The sequence below is a fragment of the Variovorax defluvii genome, from assembly GCF_039541515.1.
In the GTDB taxonomy this organism is placed as follows: domain Bacteria; phylum Pseudomonadota; class Gammaproteobacteria; order Burkholderiales; family Burkholderiaceae_C; genus Variovorax; species Variovorax defluvii.
Genome location: NZ_BAABGJ010000081.1, coordinates 239,231 through 261,977 on the forward strand (window position 1 = coordinate 239,231; position 22,747 = coordinate 261,977).

At 69.3% G+C, this 22,747-nt stretch carries 19 protein-coding genes and 1 pseudogene; 16 read left to right on the plus strand and 4 right to left on the minus strand.

What is annotated here, in order from left to right:
- Positions 1-135 precede the first annotated feature (135 nt).
- From ABEA07_RS26680 to ABEA07_RS26750, 15 genes and pseudogenes are all read left to right on the plus strand, one after another.
- Positions 136-1,029, plus strand: a pseudogene (locus tag ABEA07_RS26680) (aminotransferase class IV); the annotation flags it as partial.
- 102 nt (positions 1,030-1,131) lie between these two features.
- Entirely contained in the window at positions 1,132-1,344 is a 213-nt protein-coding gene (locus ABEA07_RS26685) for a YbeD family protein (protein WP_345542208.1), read from the plus strand.
- Entirely contained in the window at positions 1,341-2,015 is a 675-nt protein-coding gene (gene lipB, locus ABEA07_RS26690) for a lipoyl(octanoyl) transferase LipB (RefSeq protein ID WP_345541699.1), read from the plus strand. The genes ABEA07_RS26685 and lipB overlap by 4 nt, the downstream gene beginning before the upstream one ends.
- Positions 2,016-2,041: 26 nt before the next feature.
- Positions 2,042-3,040, plus strand: a complete 999-nt coding sequence (gene lipA / locus ABEA07_RS26695; RefSeq protein ID WP_345541701.1) for a lipoyl synthase — start codon at positions 2,042-2,044, stop codon at positions 3,038-3,040.
- Between the two features lie 332 nt (positions 3,041-3,372).
- A complete protein-coding gene (locus ABEA07_RS26700; RefSeq protein WP_345541703.1) occupies positions 3,373-3,858 on the plus strand; it encodes a type IV pilin protein in 486 nt (161 codons plus the stop codon).
- A complete protein-coding gene (locus ABEA07_RS26705; protein ID WP_345541705.1) occupies positions 3,849-4,331 on the plus strand; it encodes a GspH/FimT family pseudopilin in 483 nt (160 codons plus the stop codon). The genes ABEA07_RS26700 and ABEA07_RS26705 overlap by 10 nt, the downstream gene beginning before the upstream one ends.
- 120 nt (positions 4,332-4,451) lie before the next feature.
- Complete coding sequence (gene pilV / locus ABEA07_RS26710; RefSeq protein ID WP_345541707.1) at positions 4,452-5,045, plus strand: type IV pilus modification protein PilV; 594 nt, start codon at positions 4,452-4,454, stop codon at positions 5,043-5,045.
- Complete coding sequence (locus ABEA07_RS26715) at positions 5,042-6,118, plus strand: PilW family protein (protein ID WP_345541709.1); 1,077 nt, start codon at positions 5,042-5,044, stop codon at positions 6,116-6,118. Before pilV ends, ABEA07_RS26715 begins: the two co-directional genes overlap by 4 nt.
- On the plus strand, positions 6,115-6,663 hold the full coding sequence (locus ABEA07_RS26720) for a pilus assembly PilX family protein (RefSeq protein ID WP_345541710.1): 549 nt from the start codon (positions 6,115-6,117) through the stop codon (positions 6,661-6,663). The genes ABEA07_RS26715 and ABEA07_RS26720 overlap by 4 nt, the downstream gene beginning before the upstream one ends.
- A gap of 25 nt (positions 6,664-6,688) precedes the next feature.
- Positions 6,689-10,009 carry a pilus assembly protein gene (locus ABEA07_RS26725; RefSeq protein ID WP_345541711.1) on the plus strand — a complete coding sequence of 1,107 codons (3,321 nt, stop codon included), beginning with the start codon at positions 6,689-6,691 and terminating at the stop codon, positions 10,007-10,009.
- Positions 10,010-10,177: 168 nt separating this feature from the next.
- A complete protein-coding gene (locus ABEA07_RS26730) occupies positions 10,178-11,701 on the plus strand; it encodes a class I adenylate-forming enzyme family protein (protein WP_345542209.1) in 1,524 nt (507 codons plus the stop codon).
- Positions 11,682-12,797: an SLC13 family permease gene (locus ABEA07_RS26735; protein ID WP_345541712.1), complete on the plus strand. Its 1,116-nt coding sequence runs from the start codon at positions 11,682-11,684 to the stop codon at positions 12,795-12,797. The genes ABEA07_RS26730 and ABEA07_RS26735 overlap by 20 nt, the downstream gene beginning before the upstream one ends.
- A gap of 90 nt (positions 12,798-12,887) precedes the next feature.
- Positions 12,888-16,223, plus strand: coding sequence for an ATP-binding protein (locus tag ABEA07_RS26740; RefSeq protein ID WP_345541714.1), 3,336 nt, complete (start codon positions 12,888-12,890; stop codon positions 16,221-16,223).
- Positions 16,224-16,286: 63 nt separating this feature from the next.
- On the plus strand, positions 16,287-16,997 hold the full coding sequence (locus ABEA07_RS26745; RefSeq protein WP_345541716.1) for an AraC family transcriptional regulator: 711 nt from the start codon (positions 16,287-16,289) through the stop codon (positions 16,995-16,997).
- An 85-nt stretch (positions 16,998-17,082) separates the two neighbouring features.
- Positions 17,083-17,931, plus strand: a complete 849-nt coding sequence (locus tag ABEA07_RS26750; RefSeq protein ID WP_345542210.1) for a DMT family transporter — start codon at positions 17,083-17,085, stop codon at positions 17,929-17,931.
- Positions 17,932-17,956: 25 nt separating this feature from the next.
- On the opposite strand, the gene ABEA07_RS26755 is transcribed toward ABEA07_RS26750, so the two are convergent.
- The 4 genes from ABEA07_RS26755 to alr all read right to left on the minus strand — a co-directional run bounded on the left by ABEA07_RS26755 (position 17,957) and on the right by alr (position 21,271).
- Positions 17,957-18,133, minus strand: a complete 177-nt coding sequence (locus tag ABEA07_RS26755; RefSeq protein WP_345541718.1) for a hypothetical protein — start codon at positions 18,131-18,133, stop codon at positions 17,957-17,959.
- A 176-nt stretch (positions 18,134-18,309) separates the two neighbouring features.
- The gene (locus ABEA07_RS26760) at positions 18,310-19,353 is read right to left on the minus strand and encodes an NADP-dependent oxidoreductase (RefSeq protein WP_345541719.1); all 1,044 of its coding nucleotides are present in this window, start codon (positions 19,351-19,353) and stop codon (positions 18,310-18,312) included.
- Between the two features lie 87 nt (positions 19,354-19,440).
- Positions 19,441-20,166: a hypothetical protein gene (locus tag ABEA07_RS26765; protein ID WP_345541721.1), complete on the minus strand. Its 726-nt coding sequence runs from the start codon at positions 20,164-20,166 to the stop codon at positions 19,441-19,443.
- A gap of 16 nt (positions 20,167-20,182) precedes the next feature.
- Positions 20,183-21,271, minus strand: coding sequence for an alanine racemase (gene alr, locus ABEA07_RS26770; RefSeq protein WP_345541722.1), 1,089 nt, complete (start codon positions 21,269-21,271; stop codon positions 20,183-20,185).
- Positions 21,272-21,430: 159 nt separating this feature from the next.
- Here alr and lplT point away from each other — a divergent pair, with 159 nt between their 5' ends.
- Positions 21,431-22,735, plus strand: a complete 1,305-nt coding sequence (lplT, locus tag ABEA07_RS26775) for a lysophospholipid transporter LplT (RefSeq protein ID WP_345541724.1) — start codon at positions 21,431-21,433, stop codon at positions 22,733-22,735.
- Positions 22,736-22,747 lie beyond the last annotated feature (12 nt).

Sequence of the window (22,747 nt, forward strand, 5' to 3'; positions counted from 1 at the left end):
AGCGCCCCGCCAGCTTCCAGTCAGGTTGAGGACGGCACGCGGATGGCGACGCGTCCATTGAAGCGAACCCCACACGCATCGCGGACGTCGCGAGACGCATTGGAAAGCAGGCCGACGCCCCCACCATAATCCCGCATGCACCCGATCATCGATGCCCTTCCGGGCTCCCTCTGCTACCTGGACGGCGAGTACACGCCCCTTCGCGACGCGCGCATCAGCGTGCTCGACCGCGGTTTCATCTTCGGCGACGGCGTGTACGAAGTGGTGCCGGTCTATGGCGGCGCCCCCTTCTGTTTCGAGGAACACATGGCCCGCCTCGACCGCTCGCTGGCCGAGCTGCGCGTGTCCAATCCGCTGTCGCACGTCGAATGGCTGGACATCGCCAAGCGGCTGATCGCGGCCAGTCCGGCGGCCGAGCGCGCCGGCATGCAGGGCATCTACATCCAGGTCACGCGGGGCGTCGCACCGCGCGAGCATGCGATGCCGGCGGGGCTGACGCCCACCGTGTTCATGATGCTCAACCCGCTGAAGGAGATGCCCGACGCGGTGCGTACCGATGGCGTCGCCTGCGTGAGCGCATACGACTTCCGTTGGCAGAAGGCGCACATCAAGACCACCAGCCTGGTGGGCGCCGTGCTCGCCAGGCAGATCAGCGTGGAGGCCGGCGCGGCCGAGACCATCATGTTCCGCGGCGACTGGCTCAGCGAAGCATCCTCCAGCAATGTCTGGGTGGTGAAGGATGGCGTGGTCTCCGGTCCCTTGAAGGACGAGCTCGTGCTCGCCGGTATCCGCTTCAACGTGATCGAGCGCATCTGCGCCGAGGCCGGCATCCCCTTCACGCTGCGCCGCATCGGTCGCGAGGAGGTCTTCGGCGCCGACGAGCTGTTGATTTCGTCGGCCAGCAAGGAAGTGCAGCCCGTGGTCACGCTCGACGGCCGGCCCATTGGCAGCGGCCGCGTCGGGCCGGTGTATCGGGCCATCGATGCGGGCTATCAGCGCGCCAAGGCGCGCAGCGCGCAGGAACAAGGCCTCGCCCCGGTGAGCGTCCCGGCAGCCAGGCCGATCGACGCGCCCATCGACGCGCGCAAGGACTCGCTGATCGAGTACCCCTCCCAGTTTCCGATCAAGGTGATGGGCGCGAAGGTCGACGGCTTCGTGCATGCGATCACCCAGATCGCCGAGCGCTTCGACCCGGCTTTCGATGCCACCACCGTCGAGCTGCGTCCCAGTTCGGGCGGCAAATACCTGGGCGTGACCATCACCGTGACTGCCACCAGCCGCGAGCAACTGGACGACATCTACCGCGCGCTGACCGCGCATCCGATGGTCAAGGTGGTGCTGTGACGCTCGATGTCGACTGGCTCGGCCGGGTCGACTACCTGCCCACCTTCGCCGCGATGCAGCGGCTGACGCAGGGGCGCACGCCGGAATCGCCCGACCTGCTCTGGCTGTGCGAGCATCCGCCCGTCTACACGCAGGGCCTGGCCGGCCGCGCCGGCCATGTGCTGGCCCCGGGCGCGATCCCCGTCATCCAGGCCGACCGCGGCGGCCAGGTCACCTACCACGGCCCAGGCCAGGTGGTGGCGTATCCGTTGATCGACCTCCGGCGGGCCGGCTACTACGTCAAGGAATACGTCTACCGGATCGAAGAGTCGGTGATCCGCACGCTGGCGCATTTCGGCGTCACCGGCCACCGCGTGGGGGGCGCCCCCGGCATTTATGTACGACTGGATGATCCGTTTTCCCATGCGGCGCTGACCGGCCCGACCCACCCGGCCGACCCCTTCCGGGGCCTGGGCAAGATCGCCGCGCTGGGCATCAAGATCAGCCGCCACTGCACCTACCATGGCGTGGCGCTGAACGTGGCGATGGACCTGGAGCCCTTCACACGCATCGACCCTTGCGGCTACGCTGGCCTGAAAACGGTCGATCTTTCTACAATCGGCGTCCAGACAAGCTGGGACGAGGCCGCGCAGGTATTGGCAGCCAAGCTCGCCGTCTACCTCGCACCCTGAACACCCCCCACGCCCCACCCACTGTCATGAGCACCACCGAAGTCGTCCGCGACGCCCAAGGCGCCGACACCTACAACCCGCTGGCCAAGCAGAAGGCCGCGGCCAAGCTCTCCCGGATCCCGGTCAAGGTGGTCCAGGGCGAGGTGCTCAAGAAGCCCGAGTGGATCCGCGTCAAGGCCGGCAGCCCCAGCACCCGCTTCTACGAAATCAAGCAGATCCTGCGCGAAAGCAACCTGCACACGGTCTGCGAAGAGGCCTCCTGCCCCAACATCGGCGAGTGCTTCGGCAAGGGCACGGCAACCTTCATGATCATGGGCGACAAGTGCACGCGGCGCTGCCCCTTCTGCGACGTGGGCCACGGCCGCCCGGACCCGCTGGACAAGGACGAGCCGGTCAACCTCGCGAAGACCATCGCGAAGTTGCGCCTGAAGTACGTGGTCATCACGAGCGTGGACCGCGACGACCTGCGCGACGGCGGCAGCCAGCACTTCGTGGACTGCATCCGCCATACGCGCGAACTCTCGCCGCAGACCCAGATCGAGATCCTGGTGCCCGATTTCCGCGGCCGCGACGATCGCGCACTCGAGATCCTCAAGGCCGCCCCGCCGGACGTGATGAACCACAACCTCGAGACCATTCCCCGTCTCTACAAAGAAGCACGGCCCGGCAGCGACTACCAGTTCAGCCTCAACCTGCTGAAGAAGTTCAAGGCGCTGCACCCGAATGTGCCGACCAAGAGCGGCATCATGGTCGGCCTGGGCGAGACCGATGAGGAGATCCTCCAGGTCATGCGCGACATGCGCGCGCACGACATCGACATGCTGACCATCGGCCAGTACCTCGCGCCGAGCAACAGCCACCTGCCGGTGCGCCGCTACGTGCATCCCGACACCTTCAGGATGTTCGAGGAAGAGGCCTACAAGATGGGCTTCAGCCACGCCGCGGTGGGCGCGATGGTGCGCAGCAGCTACCACGCCGACCAGCAGGCCGGGCACGTCCTGGGCGATCTCCAGGCAGGCCGCTGAGCCTATCGTCGCCGGCAGCGCGGCAGATGGAGTCTGCCGACGCAGCGCCGCTGCAAGTCCTGACACGATGCGCGGCCTCGTCCACCGCACGGGGCGCGGCTGTTCGCGCGCGAGCTCGCACGCTGGCTGAGACGCTTCGCGCAAGCAAACGAATACTTTCCATCTCGGTTGCCGACATGCGGTGTTGCAGAAGCTCGCACGCCGGCGTGAATTTGTGCCGAAAACGCCGCCCAAAACGCAGGGCAGATCGATGTGATTTTTTCCCATGTGTAACATGGGGATACGTTTGTAAAGATTCGCGAGAGCGCCGGACTCGCGAAAGGACCACAGCGATGTGCCCGTTACCCGTCTACTTCTCGAGTCCTCCCGACCACCCCCGCTGGGCTGCGCGCTGCGGCGCCGTGCGACTTCCGTCGCGCGGCTTCACCTTGATCGAACTGATGATCACGGTGGCCGTCGTCGCGATCCTGGCCGCTGTCGCCTATCCCTCGTACACCCGCTACATCGTTCGTTCCAACCGAAGCGCGGCCCAGGGCGCCATGCTCGAGCTGAGCAACCTGCAGCAGCGCCATTTGTTGGATGCACGCAGCTACGCCGCGAACCTCGCCGCCCTGAACTGGACCGTGCCGTCGACCGTGCAGTCCAACTACACCATCACCACGGCTCCCAAGACGGGAGCGGCCTTGCCAGGGTTCACGGTCACGGCCACACCCATCGGAAGCCAATTGGCAGGCGACACGGCCTGCGGGACCCTCGCCATCGACGAGGCGGGCGTGAAGAGCGCGTCCGGCACCAGCGGAGTCGCAGGATGCTGGTAGCCCCCCGCCCCCCCCGGCGCCGCATGCGCGGCTTCACCCTGATCGAGCTCGTCACGGTGGTCACCGTCATGGTTCTGCTCGCGACCCTCGCGGCGCCGTCGTTCCGCACCTTCGTCGCGAATCAGCGCATCCGCAATGTCTCCTTCGACCTGATGGCCGCCCTCACGCTGGCGCGCAGCGAGGCCGTGACACGCAGCCGCAGCGTCGATCTGAAGAAGGCCGGCACTTCGTGGAACGGCGGGTGGACCGTGGAGGAAGGTGCCCGCATCTTCCACAGCCAGGAAGGCTTCAAGGGCCTCTCCATCAGCGACTCGAGCGGCCTGGGCGTCATCACCTACGGCAAGGACGGCCGCACCCTGACCACCGGCACCAAGTTCACCATTGCGCCCGCCTCCACGACGCCGGGTGTCAGCGCGCGCTGCATCTCCATCGGCCTGAGCGGCCTGCCGAGCAGCAGCATGGGAGCCTGCTGAATGACGTGCTCCACCAGGCTCCCCCACTTCGCGCGGTCCGCCAATCCCCTCACCGGGGGCAACACCGGTGGCCCCGCAAAGCCGGCTCCACGGTGTTCCCCGACCTGTACGCATCGCATCGTGCGCCGCGGCGGCGCCCCCACCCGTGGTGCGCTCGGCATCGCGCTGATCGAGGTCCTGGTCACGATCGTGATCCTGCTGTTCGGCCTGCTCGGCCTGGCCGGCGTGAGCAGCCGCGCCAACCTGGCGGAGATGGAGGCCTACCAGCGCATCAAGGCCCTGCAGCTGGTCCAGGACATGGCCGATCGCCTGAACGCGAACCGCAAGGTCGCGAACTGCTATTCCAACGGCAGCACCGGCGTGACATTGAGCGCGAGCACCACCACCCTGCCCGCCTGCACCACCGGCAGCCTGCAGGAGCAGACGCAGGCCGCGGCCGACCTCGCCGCCTGGAAGGACCTGATCAGCGGCCAGGCCGAGACGCAGTCGGGCACCAAGCTCGGCGCGATGATCGGCGCCGTCGGCTGCGTGACCCTCGACGACGCCGTCGACAAGGTCTACCTGGTCGCCGTGTCGTGGCAAGGCCTGCACAAGACGGTGGCGCCCAAGCTCGCCGACGGCAGCACCGCGTTTTCCTGCGGGAGCGGCGCCTACGGCGACGAAACGCTGCACCGCGTGGTCAGCACCAAGGTCCGGATCGGGTCGCTGTCATGACCATGAGCACGCGCACGCACTCCCGCCCACGGCATCGCAACCGCGGCTTCACGCTGGTGGAGCTGATGGTGGCCATCGTGCTCAGCCTGTTTCTGATGATCGGCCTGATCAGCCTGCTGGTCTCGACCGTGAACTCGCGCTCCGAACTCGACAAGACCGGGCGCCAGATCGAGAACGGCCGCTACGCGCTCCAGTTGCTGGCCGAAGACATCCAGATGGCCGGCTTCGTCGGTGCGTCGTCGAGCACCGCCTTCTCCGCGGTGGCACCCGTGCCCTGCCCCGCGAACGTCGCCGCGCTCGGCTACCACGCGATGACGGCTCCGGGCACGTCGACCGTTCCCTTGCCGGTCTACGGGCTGAGCAGTACGCCGGCGTGCATCACCAACGTCATGACGGGCACCGCCATGCTGGTCGTCACGCGCGTCAGCACCAACGCCGTGAACCTGGCCTCGGCCGCCGCGTCCGAGGCCTACCTGCAGGTCTCCACCTGCGCCACCGACACGCTGCCCTTCGCGGTCGCGAGCGGCGGGGCGAGCTCGAGCTACCCGCTGATGCAGAAGAACTGCCTGTCGAGCAACCCCGCGCCGCTGCGCAAGGTCGTGCAGCGCGTGTACTTCGTGAGCACCTGCAACGACTGCGGCAACGACGACATCCCCACGCTGAAGATGGCCGAGTACATCGGCGGCGGGATCAAGATCACGCCCCTGGTCGAAGGCATCGAGAACCTGCAGATCGACTACGGCATCGACATCGACGGCAACGGCTCCCCGGACTGCTACACGAGCAACCCGGACAGCCCGCCGGCCGCGCAGATCGCCCCCGCCGTGTGCCCGCAGACGACGCCGCCCTACGACTGGACGGTCGCCTTGACCAACTGGGCCAACGTGATGGCCGTGCGCCTGCACGTGCTGGCCCGCAACACCGCCGGCAGCGGCGGCTGGACCGACGCCCGCACCTACGCCATGGGCCTGGCCACGCCGACGGCCGGCCCCTTCAACGACAACATCAAGCGGCACGTCTACAGCACGGTTGCGCGCCTCTACAACAGCGCCGGCCAGAGGGAAACACCATGAAGTGCGTCCAGCGCATCGGGCGCGGCGCGACGCCGCGCAGGCAGGCGGGCGCCACCTTGCTGGTCGCGATGATCTTCCTGGCGCTGATCACGCTGATCGTGACCTCGTCCATCAAGGCAGTCAACGTCAACACCAAGCTGGTCGGCAACATGCAGACGCAGAAGGAGGCCGACGCCGCGGCGCTGCAGGCGATCGAGAAGACGATCAGCAGCGACTTCACCGCGCTGCCCACGCCGGCCACCTTGACGATCGACAACGGGCAAGCCGTCGCGGCCTACACGGTCAGCGTGCCGGCACCGGTGTGCACCGGCATCAAGGCCATCAAGCTGAGCGAGCTGGATGCCGCCAACGCCGACGACCAGCCCTGCTACGCCAGCGGTGCCGCGCAGAACACCGGCATCGTCGGCTCGGGCGCGAGCGGCAACTCGCTGTGCTCCAACTCGAACTGGGAAGTCAACGCGACCGCCACCCCGCCCGCCAGCGAGCCGGCCCCCACCGTGCATCAGGGCATTGCCGTGCGCGTGGCCGTCGGCGCCGCGTGCTGATCCATCCAAAGCAGGAACAAGCGCCATGTGCCCCCTTCATCTTTTCCGACTGGGCGCCGCGGCCGTTCTGGCGCTGGCCGGCGCCACCGCGCAGGCCGAGGACATCGACATCTACCAGGGCACCACCACCGGCGGCGCCCCGAACATGCTGATCGTCCTGGACAACGCGGCGGCGGCCAGCGCGAGTTCGAGCTTCACCTGCTCGACCATGACGGTCAACGATCCCGCCAAGAACCTGGGCTTCGAGCAATGCGGCCTGCACCAGGCGGTGTCGGCCATCGGAACCAACGCGGCCCTCAACGGCAACATCAACCTGGGCCTGATGTACTTCCCGGGGGGCCCCACCGACGGGGGTACCTTCGTCCTTCCACAAGCATCGCCGGCGCCGGGTTCGCTGCTGCTCATGGACGGCACCGCCAACGACAACAGCAAGGGCGTGGGGAAGATGCTGCGCCGCATCGAGGCGCTCAGTCTGAGCAGCGACAAGGGCAACAACAACCAGATCGCGCAGGCGATGCAGGAAGCCTGGGCCTTCTATCACGGCAAGACCGGCCTGTCGGGCACCCGCTACCCGGGACTGACGAACCAGCAGGCCTGCGGCAGGAACTTCGTCCTCTACATCACGCTCGCGACCAACAACCAGAAGCCGCAGGACGGCGGCAACCTGGGCGCCAACGCGCTGGCGGCCGCCCAAGGCCAGAGCGCGCCGCCGGCGCAATTGAGCTTGCCGAAGTGGAAGTCGCCCATCGCGCCCAACGCCACGGCCTCGGCCAAGTACCGCAGCGACTACTCCGACGAGTGGGCGAACTTCATGTACACCGGCAGTTCGCCGAATCTGTCGATCACCTACCCCGGCATCACCACGTACACCATCATCCTGAGCGACGGCAGCAACCCGGACTACGAACAGCTCATGGTCAGCATGGCCAACCAGGGCGGCGGGCAATACTTCGTGGTCCGCCTCGGCGACGTCCAGGGCCTGGTGGACGCCATCGGCAAGGTCTTCTCCGACGTGCAGGCGGTCAACAGCGTGTTCGCCGCCCCGGTACTGCCGGTGAGCGCCAACACGCAAGGCACCTACCTGAACCAGATCTACATGGGCATGTTCCGGCCCGACCCCGACGTCAACCCGCGCTGGATGGGCAACCTCAAGCAGTACCAGTTCGGCGTCGACATCACCGACCCGTCGGCGCCGCAGCTCTTCCTGGCCGATGCCTCCTGGGGCAACTACTCGGCCGGCACCAATGCCAACCGCGCGCTGAGCGCCGCGGGCACCGGCTTCATCTCACCCTCGGCGGTGAGCTTCTGGACCTCCAAGTCGGCCGGCACGCTGCCCGATTCCCAGGGCGGCTTCTGGCTCAATGCGTTCAAGGCCCAGGGCGCCAGCGACGGCTACGACTGGGCGGACGGCCAGGTGGTCGAGAAGGGCGGCGTCGCGCAGCAGATCCGCCTCAGGCACCTCACCAACAGCTACCCGGCCAGCGCGACGACCACCGCCACGGCCACCGCCACCACTGCGCGCAACGTGTTCACCTGCCTCGGCACGAGTTGCAGCACTGGCGCCGCGCTGAGCGGCATGCCCTTCAAGGTCGGCAACGCGGACCTCACGTCCACGGCCCTGGGCATCAGTTCCGGCACCATCACTGCCCCCAACCTGATCAACTGGGTGCGCGGGCAGGACACGTACGCGGCCGGCGACGCGGCGGCGGGCCGGGAAGGAAGCACGCCGCCCGACGCGAGCATCACGATCCGCGGCTCCGTCCACGGCGACGTGCTGCATTCGCGGCCCGCGGTGATCAACTACGGCGGCACCACCGGCGTGGTGGTGTTCTACGGCGCCAACGACGGAATGTTCCGTGCCGTCAACGGCAACCAGCCGAACAATCCCACCGACAGCACCAAGCCCATGGGCCACTGCACGGTGTCGTCGACTTGCGCCATCGCGATGAAAGACGCCACCGGCGCCAACATCAATGTGCCGCCCGGCGGCGAGCTGTGGAGCTTCGTGCCGCAGGAGTTCTACCCGGGCCTGCAGCGGCTCTACCAGAACAGCCCCAGCCTGAAGCTGGGCAGCCTCGCCACCGGCAGCGCGAAGACCTACTTCTTCGACGGCGCGCCCAGCGTCTACCAGAACAGCGCCACGGGCAAGGCGTACATCTTCCTGTCCGCGCGCCGCGGCGGACGCCTGCTCTACGCGATCGACGTGAGCGACCCGACGAACCCCAAGTTCATGTGGAAGCGCAGCAACACCCACAGCGGCTTCTCGGAGCTCGGCCAGACCTGGTCGCAACCCAAGGTGGCGATGATCAAGGGCCACACCAATCCCGTGCTGATCTTCGGTGCCGGCTACGACACCAACGAAGACCTCGAGCCACCCAGCCCCGACACCATGGGCCGGGGCATCTTCGTCGTCGACGCGGTGACGGGGGACGTCGTCTGGCAGGCGGGCCCGGGCGGCAGCGGCAGCGGCTGCACCGGCAACCCGTGCCGGCTCGCCGACATGACCTATTCGATCCCCGCCGACATCACCCTGGTGGACCGCGACTTCGACGGCCTCATCGACCGGCTCTATGCCGCCGACACCGGCGGCAACCTCTGGCGCGTGGACCTGCAGCCCACCGGCAGCGGCGACGTGAGCACCTGGCAGGCCACCCACCTGGCCGCCCTGGGCGGCAGCGGCGGCACGCGGCGCAAGTTCTTCTTCCCACCGGACGTGGTGCTGACCAAGACCTACGACGTGGTGCTCGACATCACGGGCGACCGGGAGCATCCGCTCATCACCCACCAGTCCCGCAACGTCGTGAACCGCTTCTACATGATCAAGGACACCAAGGTCGGCATGAGCGCGAGCGGTTGGGCACCGGTGCGCGACGACAGCAGCAGCACGGCCGACGTCGCGCCGACGTCGCTGTTCAACGCCAGCAACACCGCTGCGTACGACGGCTCGCTGGGCGGCTTCTACGTCACCCTGGCCGGCGCCGGAGAAAAGGGCGTGAACGCGCCGACCACCGTCGGCGGACAGGTCTACTTCGGCACCCATCAGCCGATCGTTCCCAGCACCACCTCCTGCCAGGCGAACCTCGGCGCCGCGCGCAGCTATTCGGTCAACTTCCTCACCGGCGCCTCGCGCTTCACACTTCTGGATGGCGGCGGGCTGGTCCCGTCCCCCGTGTTCGGCATCGTCACGGTCAAGGTCGGTGGCGTGGATCGCCAACTGCCTTTCCTGATCGGCGGCGGCGGCGGCTCCGGCGCGGACGGCCGCTCCGGCCTCGGCGCGCAGAAGCCGGTCATCCCCACCAAGAACATCCGCAAGAGAACCTACTGGTACCGGGAAACCGACCGCTGACGCAGCGCCACCCAGCGAGGAGCAGGACGCGCTTTCAGCCACTGCCGGGGCCTGCCGCTCATCAATAATGAGCGCTGGCCGCGGTGCTGCGGCCGCCTCCGGAGACTTAGCGATGACAGACCCCGTATCGGGAAGGCGCCGCCCATGGTGAGCCCGACCGAAGCAGCGATGGCCCGCGAGTTCGGCGTCATCGCCGACCTGATCAGGCTGCATGCCCAGGAAGCGCCGGCGCGGCCCGCGCTGGCCGACCCCGACCTTCGACTCGACTACGGCGCGCTCGACGCACTGATGGACCGCGTCGCCGCGGCGCTGCAACGCGACGGCCTGCGCGCGGGCGACGCGATCGCGGTCTGCGCCACCTCCGGTACGCGCTACGCGGCGCTGTTCCTGGGCGCGCTGCGTGCCGGCATCGCGGTCGCCCCGCTGGCACCCAGCGCCACGCCGGCCAGCCTGGCCCGCATGACCGAGGACGCCCAGGCCCGCCTGCTCTTCCTCGATGCCACGACCGCCCAGTTGTTCGGTCCCCCCGCCGAAGGCACGATCCCGCGCGTAGCCCTCGACGGCAGCGCAGCCGGATCGGGCTTCGAGGCCTGGCTCACACCGGCTGGCACGCGCCCCCAAGCGGTCGAGCCGCAGGCGTCCTGGCCCTTCAACATCATCTATTCCTCCGGCACCACCGGCGAGCCCAAGGGCATCGTGCAGGGCCACGGCATGCGCTGGGCGCACGTGCGCCGGGGCGCGACGTATGCATACGGCCCGGAGACGGTCACGCTGCTGTCGACGCCGCTGTACTCCAACACCACGCTGGTGGTGTTCTTCCCCACCCTGGCCTACGGTGGCTGCGTGCTGCTGATGCCGAAGTTCGACGCGGCCGCCTACCTCGCGCTGGCCGAGCGCCACCGCGTGACGCACACGATGCTGGTGCCGGTGCAATACCAGCGCCTGATGGCGCACCCGGACTTCGACCGCCACGACCTCTCGAGCTTCCGCTTCAAGTTCAGCACCAGTGCGCCTTTCGGGGCCGCGCTCAAGGCCGACGTGCTGAAGCGCTGGCCCGGCGGCCTGGTCGAGTTCTACGGCATGACCGAGGGCGGCGGCACCTGCATCCTGGATGCCCACCTGCACCCGGACAAGCTGCACACCGTGGGCCGGCCGGCCGAGGGCAGCGACATCCGGCTGATCGACGAAGCCGGCCGCGAACTGCCGCGCGGCGAGGCCGGCGAGGTGGTGGGCCATTCGGCCGGAATGATGGTCGGCTACCACGGCCAGCCGGAGAAGACGCGCGAGGCCGAGTGGTTCGACGCCACCGGCAAGCGCTTCATCCGCACCGGCGACGTCGGCCGCTTCGACGAGGACGGCTTCCTCATCCTGTTCGATCGCAAGAAGGACATGATCATCAGCGGCGGCTTCAACATCTACCCGAGCGACCTCGAAGCCGTGCTGCGCGGCCATGCCGCGGTGGCCGAGGCCGCGGTGGTGGGCGTGCCCTCCGAACAATGGGGCGAAACCCCGGTGGCCTTCGTCGTGCGGCGCGCCGGCGACGACACGCCGGCCGAGGCGCTGCTCCAGTGGGCCAATGCGCAGGTCGGCAAGACCCAGCGGCTGGCGCGCCTGCACCTGATCGAGGAGTTGCCCCGCAGCGCCATCGGCAAGGTCCTCAAGCGCGAGCTGCGTGAACGCGACGCCGCCTGACGCCGGCGCGGAACACGGCGGCGGCAACGGCCTGCTGTGGGTGCTCCTGGCCGTGGCCATCGCCTTCGCCGGGCTGCGCCCGCGCGCGCCGCTGGACTACCTGGCGCTGGTCGACTGGCAGACCATCGGCGCGCTGGCCGGCCTGCTGGCCATCACGCAGGGGGTGGAGAAGAGTGGCGTGTTGCAATCCGTGGCCGCGCGGCTGCTGGCGCGGACCACCGAGCTGCGCCACCTGGTGCTCTTGCTGGTCGCCGCCGCGGCCGGCCTCTCTGCGCTGGTCACCAACGACGTGAGCCTGTTCCTGCTGGTGCCGCTCACGCGGGTGCTGGCCGCCCAGGCCCACCTGCCGCTGGCGCGGCTGGTGGTGCTGGAGGCGCTGGCCGTCAACGCGGGCTCGGCCCTCACGCCGATCGGCAACCCGCAGAACCTCTACCTATGGCACCGCTCGGGCGAGAGCTTCCTCGGCTTCATGGGCATGATGGCGCCCACCGTGGCGGTGATGCTGTTCTGGCTCTTCGCCGCGGTGCGCTTCCTGGTGCCGCGCGTGGAGATCCAGCTCAAGCCGGCGGGCGAGGCCGCACCCGCGCAGCCGCGCTTGCTGGCGCTGTCGGCCGTGCTTTTCGTGGGCTTCGTGATCGCGCTCGACCAGCGCTGGCTGCCGGCCGGCCTCGCCCTGGTGTTCGGCGGCTTCCTGCTGCTGCGCCCGCGCGTGCTGCTGGGGATCGACTGGACGCTGCTGCTGATCATCGCCCTGATGTTCATCGACCTGCGGCAGCTGGCCGAGTTGCCGGCCGTGGCCGCGCTGCTGCGGCAGTGGCCGATCGGCGAGGGCTGGCGCGCCTACCTTGCCGCCATCGCCGCCTCGCAGCTCATCAGCAACGTGCCGGCCACCATCCTGCTGGACCGCTACGTCCACGACCTGCCGGCACTGGCCGCCGGCGTGAGCGTGGGCGGCTTCGGCTGCGTGCTGGGCTCGCTGGCCAACCTGATCGCACTGCGTTTGGCGAAGGTGCCGCACGGCCTGCGCGAATTCCACCGCATCGCGATTCCGTTCCTCCTGGTGTGCGGGGTGTCGGCGATGGCGCTGCGGCTCTGACGGACAAGAGCGACACCGGCGTTTCCAAGGGCGCGGGCCAGGGACAAGGCCCCCATAATTCCGCGTCATCACGATCTGCGGCCGCCCTCCATGTCCTTCGCTTCCACGGAATTCCTGAAAGGCGGAGGAGAGATGGGCGCACGCATGCGCGCCTTCGACTGGCGGCGCACCTCGCTGGGCGATCCGGCCGGTTGGCCACAAAGCCTGAAGACCACCGTCCGGACCATGCTGGACTCTCGCTTCGCGATGTGGATGGCCTGGGGCCCGGAAGGCATCTTCTTCTGCAACGATGCCTACCTGCCCACGGTGGGCATCAAGCGCGACTGGGTGCTCGGCGCGCGGGCCGACCGGGTCTGGGAAGAAGCCTGGGATGCGGCCGGCCCCCGCATCGCGCACGTGCTCGCCACCGGCGAGGCCACCTGGGACGAGGGACTGCGCCTGTTCCTGCGCCGAAGCGGCTACGAGGAAGAGACCTTCCACACCTTCTCCTACAGCCCGGTCTACGAGGAGTCGGGCCGCGTGGCCGGCATGCTGTGCGTGGTGGCGGAAGAGACCGAGCGCATGCTCAGCGCACGCCGGCTGGCCCAGTTGCAGGACCTGGCCGGCGTCTCCGTCGTCGAGGCCCGCAGTCTCGACGACGCCGGTCGCCTGATGCTGGCCGCACTCGGCACCCGCCGGCACGACGTGTCCTTCGCCACGCTGTACCTCGCCGGCGAAGGGGCGAACGAGCTGCGCCGCGTCGAGGCCGTCCCACACCCCGGCAGCGGCCTCGGGCAGGGCGCCGACGCGCAGGCCCGCGCCTTCGCGCTGCGCGTGCAGCACACCGGCCGCGAGGCGCTCACGCACGAGGTGAAGTCGCTGTGGGGCGAGCTGCACGGCGCCTGGCCGGAGCCGGTCGAGGAGGCGCTGGTGCTGCCCCTCGCGGGCCGCGGCGGCGAAGCGCCGATCGGCGCCCTCGCGCTGGGCATCAGCACCCGGCGGCGACTCGACGACGCCTACCGCAACTTCCTGCGCCTGGTGGCCAGCCAGTTCTCCGTGCAACTCAACGACGCGCGCACGCGGCTGGAGGCGCAGCAGCGCGCCGAGGCGCTGGCCGAGCTGGACCGGGCCAAGAACCTGTTCTTCAGCAACGTCAGCCACGAGCTGCGCACGCCCCTGACCCTGATGCTCGGCCCGGTCGACGACCTGCTGGCCCGCGCCGCACTGCCCGCCGAGGCGCGCGAGCCGCTGGAGCGCGTGCAACGCAACGGGCTGCGGCTGCGCAAGCTGGTCAACACCCTGCTCGACTTCTCCCGCATCGAAGGCGGCCAGGTGCAGGGCCGCTATGCCGCCACCGACCTGGCGCGCTACACCGCGGAGCTGGCCTCGGTGTTCCGTTCCACGGTCGAGCAGGCCGGCCTGCGGCTGGTCGTGCGCGGCAGTGACAGGCCACTGCCGGCCTACGTCGACCGCGAGATGTGGGAGAAGGTGGTTTTCAACCTGCTGTCCAACGCCTTCAAGTTCACCTTCGAAGGCGAGATCGAGGTCCGCGTGGCCGAGGTGGGCCAGCGCGCCCGGCTTACGGTGCGTGACACGGGCGTGGGCATCGAGCCCTCCGCCATCGCGCACATCTTCGACCGTTTCCACCGCGTGCACGGCGCACGCTCGCGCACCCACGAGGGCACCGGCATCGGGCTGGCGCTGGTCAAGGAACTGGTGCGCTTGCACGGCGGCAGCATCGACGTGGAGAGCACGTCCGGACAAGGCACCTGCTTCACGGTGGAGATCCCGCTGGGCACCGATCACCTGCCCGCGTCGAGCATCGTGGCCACCGAGGCCGAGGCGAACATCGCGGGCCCTGCCGCGCAGCGATCGAACTACCTCGAGGAGGCGCTGGCCGCCGAGACCACCTGGCTCGCGCGTCGCTCCGCACACGAGTCACCGGCCTCGCCGGTGCACCGCAAGCCCGAACGCGTGCTCGTGGTCGACGACAACCCCGACATGCGCGACTACGTCCGCCAGCTGCTGGACCCGCACTGGCACGTCGAGACCGCCGCCGACGGCCAGGAGGCGCTCGCCACCATCGCGCAGCGGCTGCCGGACCTGGTGGTGACCGACATGATGATGCCCGGCATCGATGGCCGCGCCCTTCTTCGGCGGCTGCGCGACGACCCGCGCACGCGGTCGCTGCCGGTGCTGGTGCTGTCCGCCCAGGCCGGCGAAGAGGCGCGGGTGGCGGGCCTGCAGCAGGGCGCCGACGACTACCTGATCAAGCCCTTCTCGGCCACCGAGCTGCTCGCCCGGGTCGAGGTCCAGGTCATGCGCGCGCGCGTACACCGGCAGGCCACCCTCGCGCGCGAGGCGGCCGAAGCCGCGAACCGCGCCAAGGACGAGTTCATCGCCATGCTCGGCCACGAGCTGCGCAACCCGCTCGCGCCGATCCTCACCGCCGTGCAGGTCATGAAGCTGAAGGACGGCGATTCGCCCAACCGCGCCATCATCGAGCGGCAGGCCCGGCACATGGCGCGCCTGGTCGACGACCTGCTCGACATCTCGCGCATCGCCCGTGGCAGCCTCGAACTGCGCCGCACCACGCTGGAGCTGCGCGCGGTGGTCGAAGGCGCGATCGAGACGGCCAGCCCCATCCTGGAGAACAAACGGCACCGGCTGGAGCTGGACGTGCCGGCGCAGGGCCTGCCGGTCTTCGCCGACGAGGCACGGCTGCGCCAGGTGATCGCCAACCTGCTGGTCAACGCGGGGCGCTACACCGACACCGGCGGCCGCGTCGAGATCCACGCCCGGCGCAGCGGCGACGAAGCGGTGCTCGTCGTCCGCGACAACGGCGCGGGCATGGCGCAGCAGGAACTGGAGGTCGTCTTCGACCTGTTCGTGCAGGGCGCGCAGGGCATCCACCGTCCCCAGGGTGGCCTCGGGCTCGGCCTGGCCATCGCGCGCAACCTGACGCGCTTGCACGGCGGCACCCTCGAGGCTGCCAGCCCGGGCCTGGGCCTGGGCAGCGAGTTCACCCTGCGACTGCCGCTCGCGGCCTCGGCGCAGGAGCATGGGGCGGCCCTGCCGAAGGCCATCGACGGGGGCCACAAGCGCGTGCTGGTGGTCGAGGACAACGTCGATGGCGCCCAGGCCCTGGGCGAACTGCTCGCGCTCTCCGGCCTCACGCCCTTCATCGCCCACGACGGGCCGAGCGCGCTGGCGCTGCTGCAGCGGCAGCCGGTGGACGTCGCATTGCTGGACATCGGCCTGCCCGTGATGGACGGCTTCGAGCTGGCCACGCAGATCCGCCGGCTGGACCCGACCCGGAACATCCGCCTGATCGCGATGACCGGCTACGGCCAGCGCAGCGACATGGCGCGCAGCCAGGCGCACGGCTTTGCCTCGCATTTGGTGAAGCCGGTGGACCCGGAGGCCCTGCTCCAGGCCATCGGCTGACCGGCACGGCTGCATCGCCCGGCGTGACACGGGCAGAGCCCGCGGGGGACAATATCCGCCGCCATGCCTGACCACGCCTCCCCGGCCTCGCCGCCACCGCTATCGCTGCGGCACTACGGCGCCTCGCGCGGCAGCCATGCGCATGGACACTTCCAGGTGCTGGTCGGCCTGGAGGGCGTGCTCGAGTTGGAGGTGGAAGGCCGTGGCCTGCGCCTGGGCACCGGTGAGGGCCACGTCGTTGCGCCGGGCGACCGGCACGACTTCGAATCGCGGGGCGGGAGCCGCTGCCTGGTACTCGACACGCCCCTGGCGCTCTGGACTCCCTTCGCCGGCCAGGGGCCGCATGCGCCGCGCCTGCTGCCGCTGGCGCGCTACCTCGCCGAATGCCTGGCATCGCCCGCGCCCTCGCCGCTGGCGCTGCACCATGCCCCGGCGCTGCTGCTGGAAGCCTGGGGACCGGCCCGGCCGAGGCCGCGCGGACGCGCCATCGCCTGGGCCGCGCTGGCCGCTTGGGCGCAGGCGCGCTGGCACCAGCCCCTGGGCATCGCCGATCTCGCCGCCTTCGCCTGCCTCAGTCCCAGCCAGTTCGCGCAGCGCTGCCGCGAGGAGCAGGGCATGAGCCCCATGCACTGGCTGCGCGCGCAGCGCCTTCTGCAGGCACGGCAACTGCGCAGCAGCGGCCTGAGCGTGGCCGAGGTCGCCCGCCGCACCGGCTACCGCTCGCCCTCCGCGCTCACGGCCGCGCTGCGCCGGGACGGCGCCGCAAGCGACTGAGCCTGCCGCGCGGACCGTCAGCGCGCGACGACGCACCGTCATCGCGCGACGGCCGCGCCGCTCGATGCCCCTTAAGCTCGTGGCCATGCCGTCCATCCTCTACGCCCTCGCCGCCATCGCGCTGTGGGCCACGCTGGCCTCGCTGGGCACCGCGCTCTCCCACCTGCCACCCTTCCTGCTCACCGGACTCGCGCTGATCATCGGCAGCGTCATGAGCTGGCCCCGCGTGCTGCGCAACCGCCAGGCCTGGGCCGTGCCCCCGCGCACGCTGGCACTGGGCATCTACGGCCTCTTCGGCTTCCACTTCCTGCTGTTCACCGCCCTGCGGCATGCGCCCCCGGTGGAGGTCAACCTGGTCAACTACCTGTGGCCGCTGCTGATCGTGGTGCTGGCGCCGCTGCTCCTGCCGGGCCTGTCGCTGCGCCCCGCACACCTGGTGGCGGCCCTGCTGGGCTTCGCGGGGGCGGCCATCGCGATCCTGGGCGCGCGCGGCGCATCGGCCGACGCGGTCGAACCCGGCTTCTGGGGCTTCGTTCCGGCCCTGGGCTCGGCCTTCATCTGGGCCAGCTACTCGCTGTGGACGAAACGCGTGGCGACCTTTCCGACGAGTGCGATCGGCCTGTTCGGCCTGGTCTCCGGCGCGCTGGCCCTCGCTTGCCACGTGCTGCTGGAGCCGCAGGCGACGCTGTCGGCACGCGACTGGCTGCTGGTCGCCCTGTGCGGGCTGGGGCCGCTCGGCGCGGCCTTCTTCCTCTGGGACCTGGCCCTCAAGCGCGGGGATGCACGGCAGATCGGCATCCTGAGCTACATCACGCCGCTGGCGTCGACGGCGCTGCTGATGCTGGTCACGCAGCGGCCGCTGAGCTGGACCATCGTGGTGGCGGCTGTCCTCATCATCACGGCAGCCCTGATGGGCACGCGCGTCAGGGCCTGAACGCTGCGCGAAACCGGCGGCCGGCTCAGCCGACGTCCCGCACCGACTTCCAGTCGTCCCAGACCGCGGGGTTCGTATCGGCCTCGCGGTGCTTGTCGTTCGCGGCGGCGCGGGAGGGATCCGGTTCGGTGTTCGAGGGCGAGGCTTCACCGCCTGCAGGCGACAAGGCCAGGCGTTCGGCGCGTGGGTGTTCGTATTTCATGCGCCGATCGTACGGACGGCTGCTGCGCGGACCAAGACAGCGGACGGCAACTCGGTATTGACGGTATCGAAACAATGCCAGGGTGTGACGATCGCAGCCGGCAAGCGGACGGCGAGGCTGTCGCCCCATCTCGATGTCTTCATGCATGCCTCCCTGGATAGCCGATTCGGGCAAGCCTATTCGTCCGCCACCTTGAGCACCAGCTTGCCGAAGTTCTGGCCGCTGAAGAGCCTGTTCAACGCTTCGGGAAAGGTGTCGAGGCCCTCGACCACGTCCTCGCGGCTCTTCATGCGGCCGTCCTTCAGGTAGCCCGCCATCTCGGCCACGGCCAGGTGGTAGCGGTCGGCGTAGTCGAACACCACCATGCCCTGCATGCGAGCCCGGTTCACCAGCAGGCTCAGGTAGTTCTTCGGGCCTTGGGCCGGCGCACTGTTGGGGTTGTTGTACTGGCTGATGGCACCGCAGATGACGATGCGCGCGCCGCGCGCGAGGCGGGCCAGGGCGGCGTCGAGAATCTCGCCGCCGACGTTGTCGAAGTAGATGTCGATGCCCTTGGGGCAATGGGCCTTCAGGCCCTCGCGCACGGCGGAGGGGCCGGCCTTGTAGTCGATGCAGGCGTCGAAGCCCAGCTCATTGACGACCCAGTCGCACTTGGCCTGGCCGCCTGCGATGCCGATCGCGCGACAACCCTTGATCTTCGCGAGCTGGCCCACGGTCTGCCCGACCGCGCCGGCGGCGCCCGAGACCACGACCGTCTCGCCGGGCTTCGGCTCGCCGATGTCCATCAGGCCGAAGTAGGCCGTCATGCCGGGCATGCCCAGCACGTTGAGCCATTGCGTGATGGTGCCGGCGCGCAGGTCCACCTTGGCGAGGCCGTTGCGCTTGATGTCTTCCTGCGGAATCAGGATGTATTCCTGCACGCCCAGCGTGCCGTACACGGTGTCGCCGACCGCGAAGGCCGGATTGCGCGAGGCCACCACGCGGCCGATGCCGCCGGCGCGCATCACGGCACCGATCTCCACCGGCGGGATGTAGCTCTTGCCCTCGTTCATCCAGCCGCGCATGGCGGGGTCGAGCGAGAGCGACAAGGTCTTGACCAGCACGCCTCCCTCGGCCGGCTCGCCCACCGGCTCGGTGGTGAATTGCCAGTTGTCACGGGTGGCGGCGCCCTCGGGGCGCTTGGCGAGGCGGACCTGGCGGTTGCTCTGGGTGCTGCTCATGGGCTGTCTCCTGAGGGGGTCGAGGGGCTGGCATCGTAGCGCCGGCCTGCACGCGCCGGGGTAGCGCAGGCGACAGCGTGCAGCAGGTCAGTGCCACCCCAGCAGCACGCGCACCGCCTCGGGCAGCGAATTCACCTGCGGCATGAACAGGTCCATTGCCACCCCCAGCAGCACCGCGCACAGAAGCGCACCAAGCAGCGGCTTCCAGGTCAGCCGCGCCGCAGCCGTCAGCCAGCCCTCGCGCGCCACGCGCATCGCCGCCGTGGCGGTGACATAACCGAAGGCCAATTCGATCGCCACGGCGAGCAGGACCTCCGAGCCGAAGTAGAGCAGGACCAGTGCGCCGGCGCCGAAGATGATGGCCGTGCCAACCACGAACATGGCGAGCACCGGCACCACCACGATGGCACCCTCGTCAGCCCCCGCCGCGGCGTCCAGCGCACCGCCGGCCAGGTCTGCGATGCCGTGTCCTTCGACGGCCGTGTCACTGCCGCCGCGGAACGAGGGCCAGTCGGCGATCTGCGGATCCGGCAAGTCGGGATTGAACTGCGTGTTCCTGCGGATCAGCATCGCGGCCCACCACCGCAGGATCCACAGGTACCCCAGATAACCCACGCCCAGCGTCAGCAGGTAGCGCAGGGCCAGCGAACCGACGCCGGCCTTCATCTGCAACCAGGACGCCAGCCACATGAGCAACAGCGTGGAGGTCCCGATCAGCACGCCGTGCAATCGCAGGTCATGGCGGCGGTGCAGGTCGCGTTCGACCTGCGTTTCCCAGAGGCGCACGGAACGCCAGTTCGACAGGGTCTTCAACAGCGCCAGCGTTGGGTCAGTCCACCGTCACCGGCACGCGGGGCGCCACTGCGCACATGAGCTCGTAGCCGACAGTGCCGGCGGCCTTCGCCACCTCGTCGATGGGCAGCACGGTGCCAGTGGAGGCCCGCCCCCACACCGTGACCTCGCTGCCGAAGCACGCCTGCGGCACCGGCGTCAGATCGACGGTGATCATGTCCATGCTGACCCGTCCCACCATGCGGGTGCGCACGCCGTCGACCAGCACCGGCGTGCCGGTGTCGCAATGGCGCGGGTAACCGTCCGCGTAACCCACCGCAGCCACACCGATGGTCATGGGCCCTTCGGCGGTGAAGCGGGAGCCGTAACCGACGGTGTCGCCAGCCTGCAGCGTCTGCACCGAGATCAGCCGGGTGGACAGCGTCATGGTCGGCTGCAGTTGCCAGTGCGCCGCATCGTGCTCGGGGAAGTCCGGCGCGCTTCCGTAGAGCAGGATGCCGGGACGCACCCAGTCGCAGCGCGTGGCGGCGGCATGGCGCAGGGTGGCGGCGCTGTTGGCGATCGAGCGCTCGCCCGGCAGGTCGCGCGTGACGCGCTCGAAAGCCTCCAGCTGGTGGGCCACGCCGCGCGCGCCATCGGCGTCGCTGAAATGGGTCATGAGCGAGATCTCGTCCACCTGGGGCAGCGCATCGAGACGGGTCCAGGCGGCGCGGAAGCGCTCGGGCGCGAAGCCCAGGCGGTTCATCCCGGAGTTCATCTTGAGGAAGACGCGCTGCGGCACCTGCGTCTTGTGGGCCGCCAGCATGTCGATCTGCTCGTCGCAATGCACGGTGTGCCAGAGGTCCAGCCGCGAGCACAGCTCCAGGTCGCGCGGCTCGAAGACGCCCTCCAGCAGCAGCACCGGACCGCGCCACCCCAGTGCGCGCACGCGCTCGGCTTCGGCCAGATCGAGCAGCGCAAAGCCGTCGGCCGCCCGGAAGGACTCGAACACGCGCTCGATGCCGTGGCCATAGGCATTGGCCTTGACGACGGCCCAGACCCGCGAATCGACCGCCGCGCGGCGGGCACGATCGAGGTTGCGGGCCAAGGCGTCGGTGTGGATGGTGGCGAGGATGGGACGAGGCACGGTGAAACCGGTTCAGTACATGAGGAAAAACACCGGTACGGTGTGGGCTTGTAGCCTCATTTTGACATTGCACCCCCATGCTATAACCGCGCATTCCGCCAGTACCGCGGCCTCAAATCCACTATTGCCAGCAGTCCCCCCTGGCCAGCCTGCCCCTCGATGAAGCGCGGTTTCTACACGATCATGTCGGCCCAGTTCTTTTCGTCGCTGGCCGACAACGCGCTTTTCGTTGCGGCGGTGGAACTGATGCGAACCAGCGGTGCGCCCGAGTGGCAGCGTGCCGCGCTGGTGCCGATCTTCACCATCTTCTACGTGGCGCTGGCGCCGCTGGTGGGCGCCTTCGCCGACTCCATGCCCAAGGGCCGGGTCATGTTCATCAGCAACGCGATCAAGGTGATCGGCTGCGTGATCATGCTGTTCGGCACCCATCCGCTGCTGGCCTACGCCGTGGTGGGCCTGGGCGCAGCGGCGTATTCGCCGGCCAAGTACGGCATCCTCACCGAGCTGCTGCCGGCCTCGCAGCTGGTCAAGGCCAACGGGTGGATCGAGGGCCTCACCATCGCCTCCATCATCCTGGGCATCGTGCTGGGCGGCCAACTGGTGGGCCAGGCGCTATCGAGCCGCATGCTCGCGCTGGACTTCCCGGTCATCGACACCGGCATCAGCACGCCGCCGGAGGCGGCGATCGCAGCGCTGATCTTCGTCTACGCGATCGCGGCCTGGTTCAACACGCGCATCCCCGACACCGGCGTCGAGATGCGGCCGCTGCGCGCCAACCCGCAGCAGGGCATCCTGCGCAACCTGCTGGCGCTGCTGCCGGACTTCTGGCACTGCAACTCGCGCCTGTGGCGCGACAAGCTGGGCCAGATCTCGCTGGCCACCACCACGCTGTTCTGGGGCGCCGGCGGCAACCTCAAGTACATCGTGCTGGCCTGGGCCTCGCTGGCGCTGGGCTACAACACGGCGCAGGCCTCCTCGCTGACCGGCGTGGTCGCGATCGGCACGGCCGTGGGCGCGGTGGTCGCTTCGATGCGCATGCGGCTGGACACGGCGACGCGCGTCATTCCGCTGGGCATCGGCATGGGCATCGTGGTCATTGGGATGAACTTCATCGGCAACATCTGGATCGCGGTGCCCTTCCTGATCATGCTGGGGGGCCTGGGTGGCTTCCTGGTGGTGCCGATGAACGCGCTGCTGCAGCACCGGGGCCACAACCTGATGGGTGCAGGGCGCTCGATCGCGGTGCAGAACTTCAACGAGCAGGCGTGCATCCTGGTGCTGGGCGCGTTCTACAGCGCCTGCACGGGGCTCGGTCTGTCGGCCTACGCGGCCATCACCGCCTTCGGCGTGGTGGTGGCGGGCTTCATGTGGCTCATCAAGCGCTGGCATGAAAGCAACCTGCGGCGCTATCCGGAGGAGGTGGAACACCTCCTTGCCATCGCGCGCAGCGACAAGCACCACTGAGGCCGGGTCGCC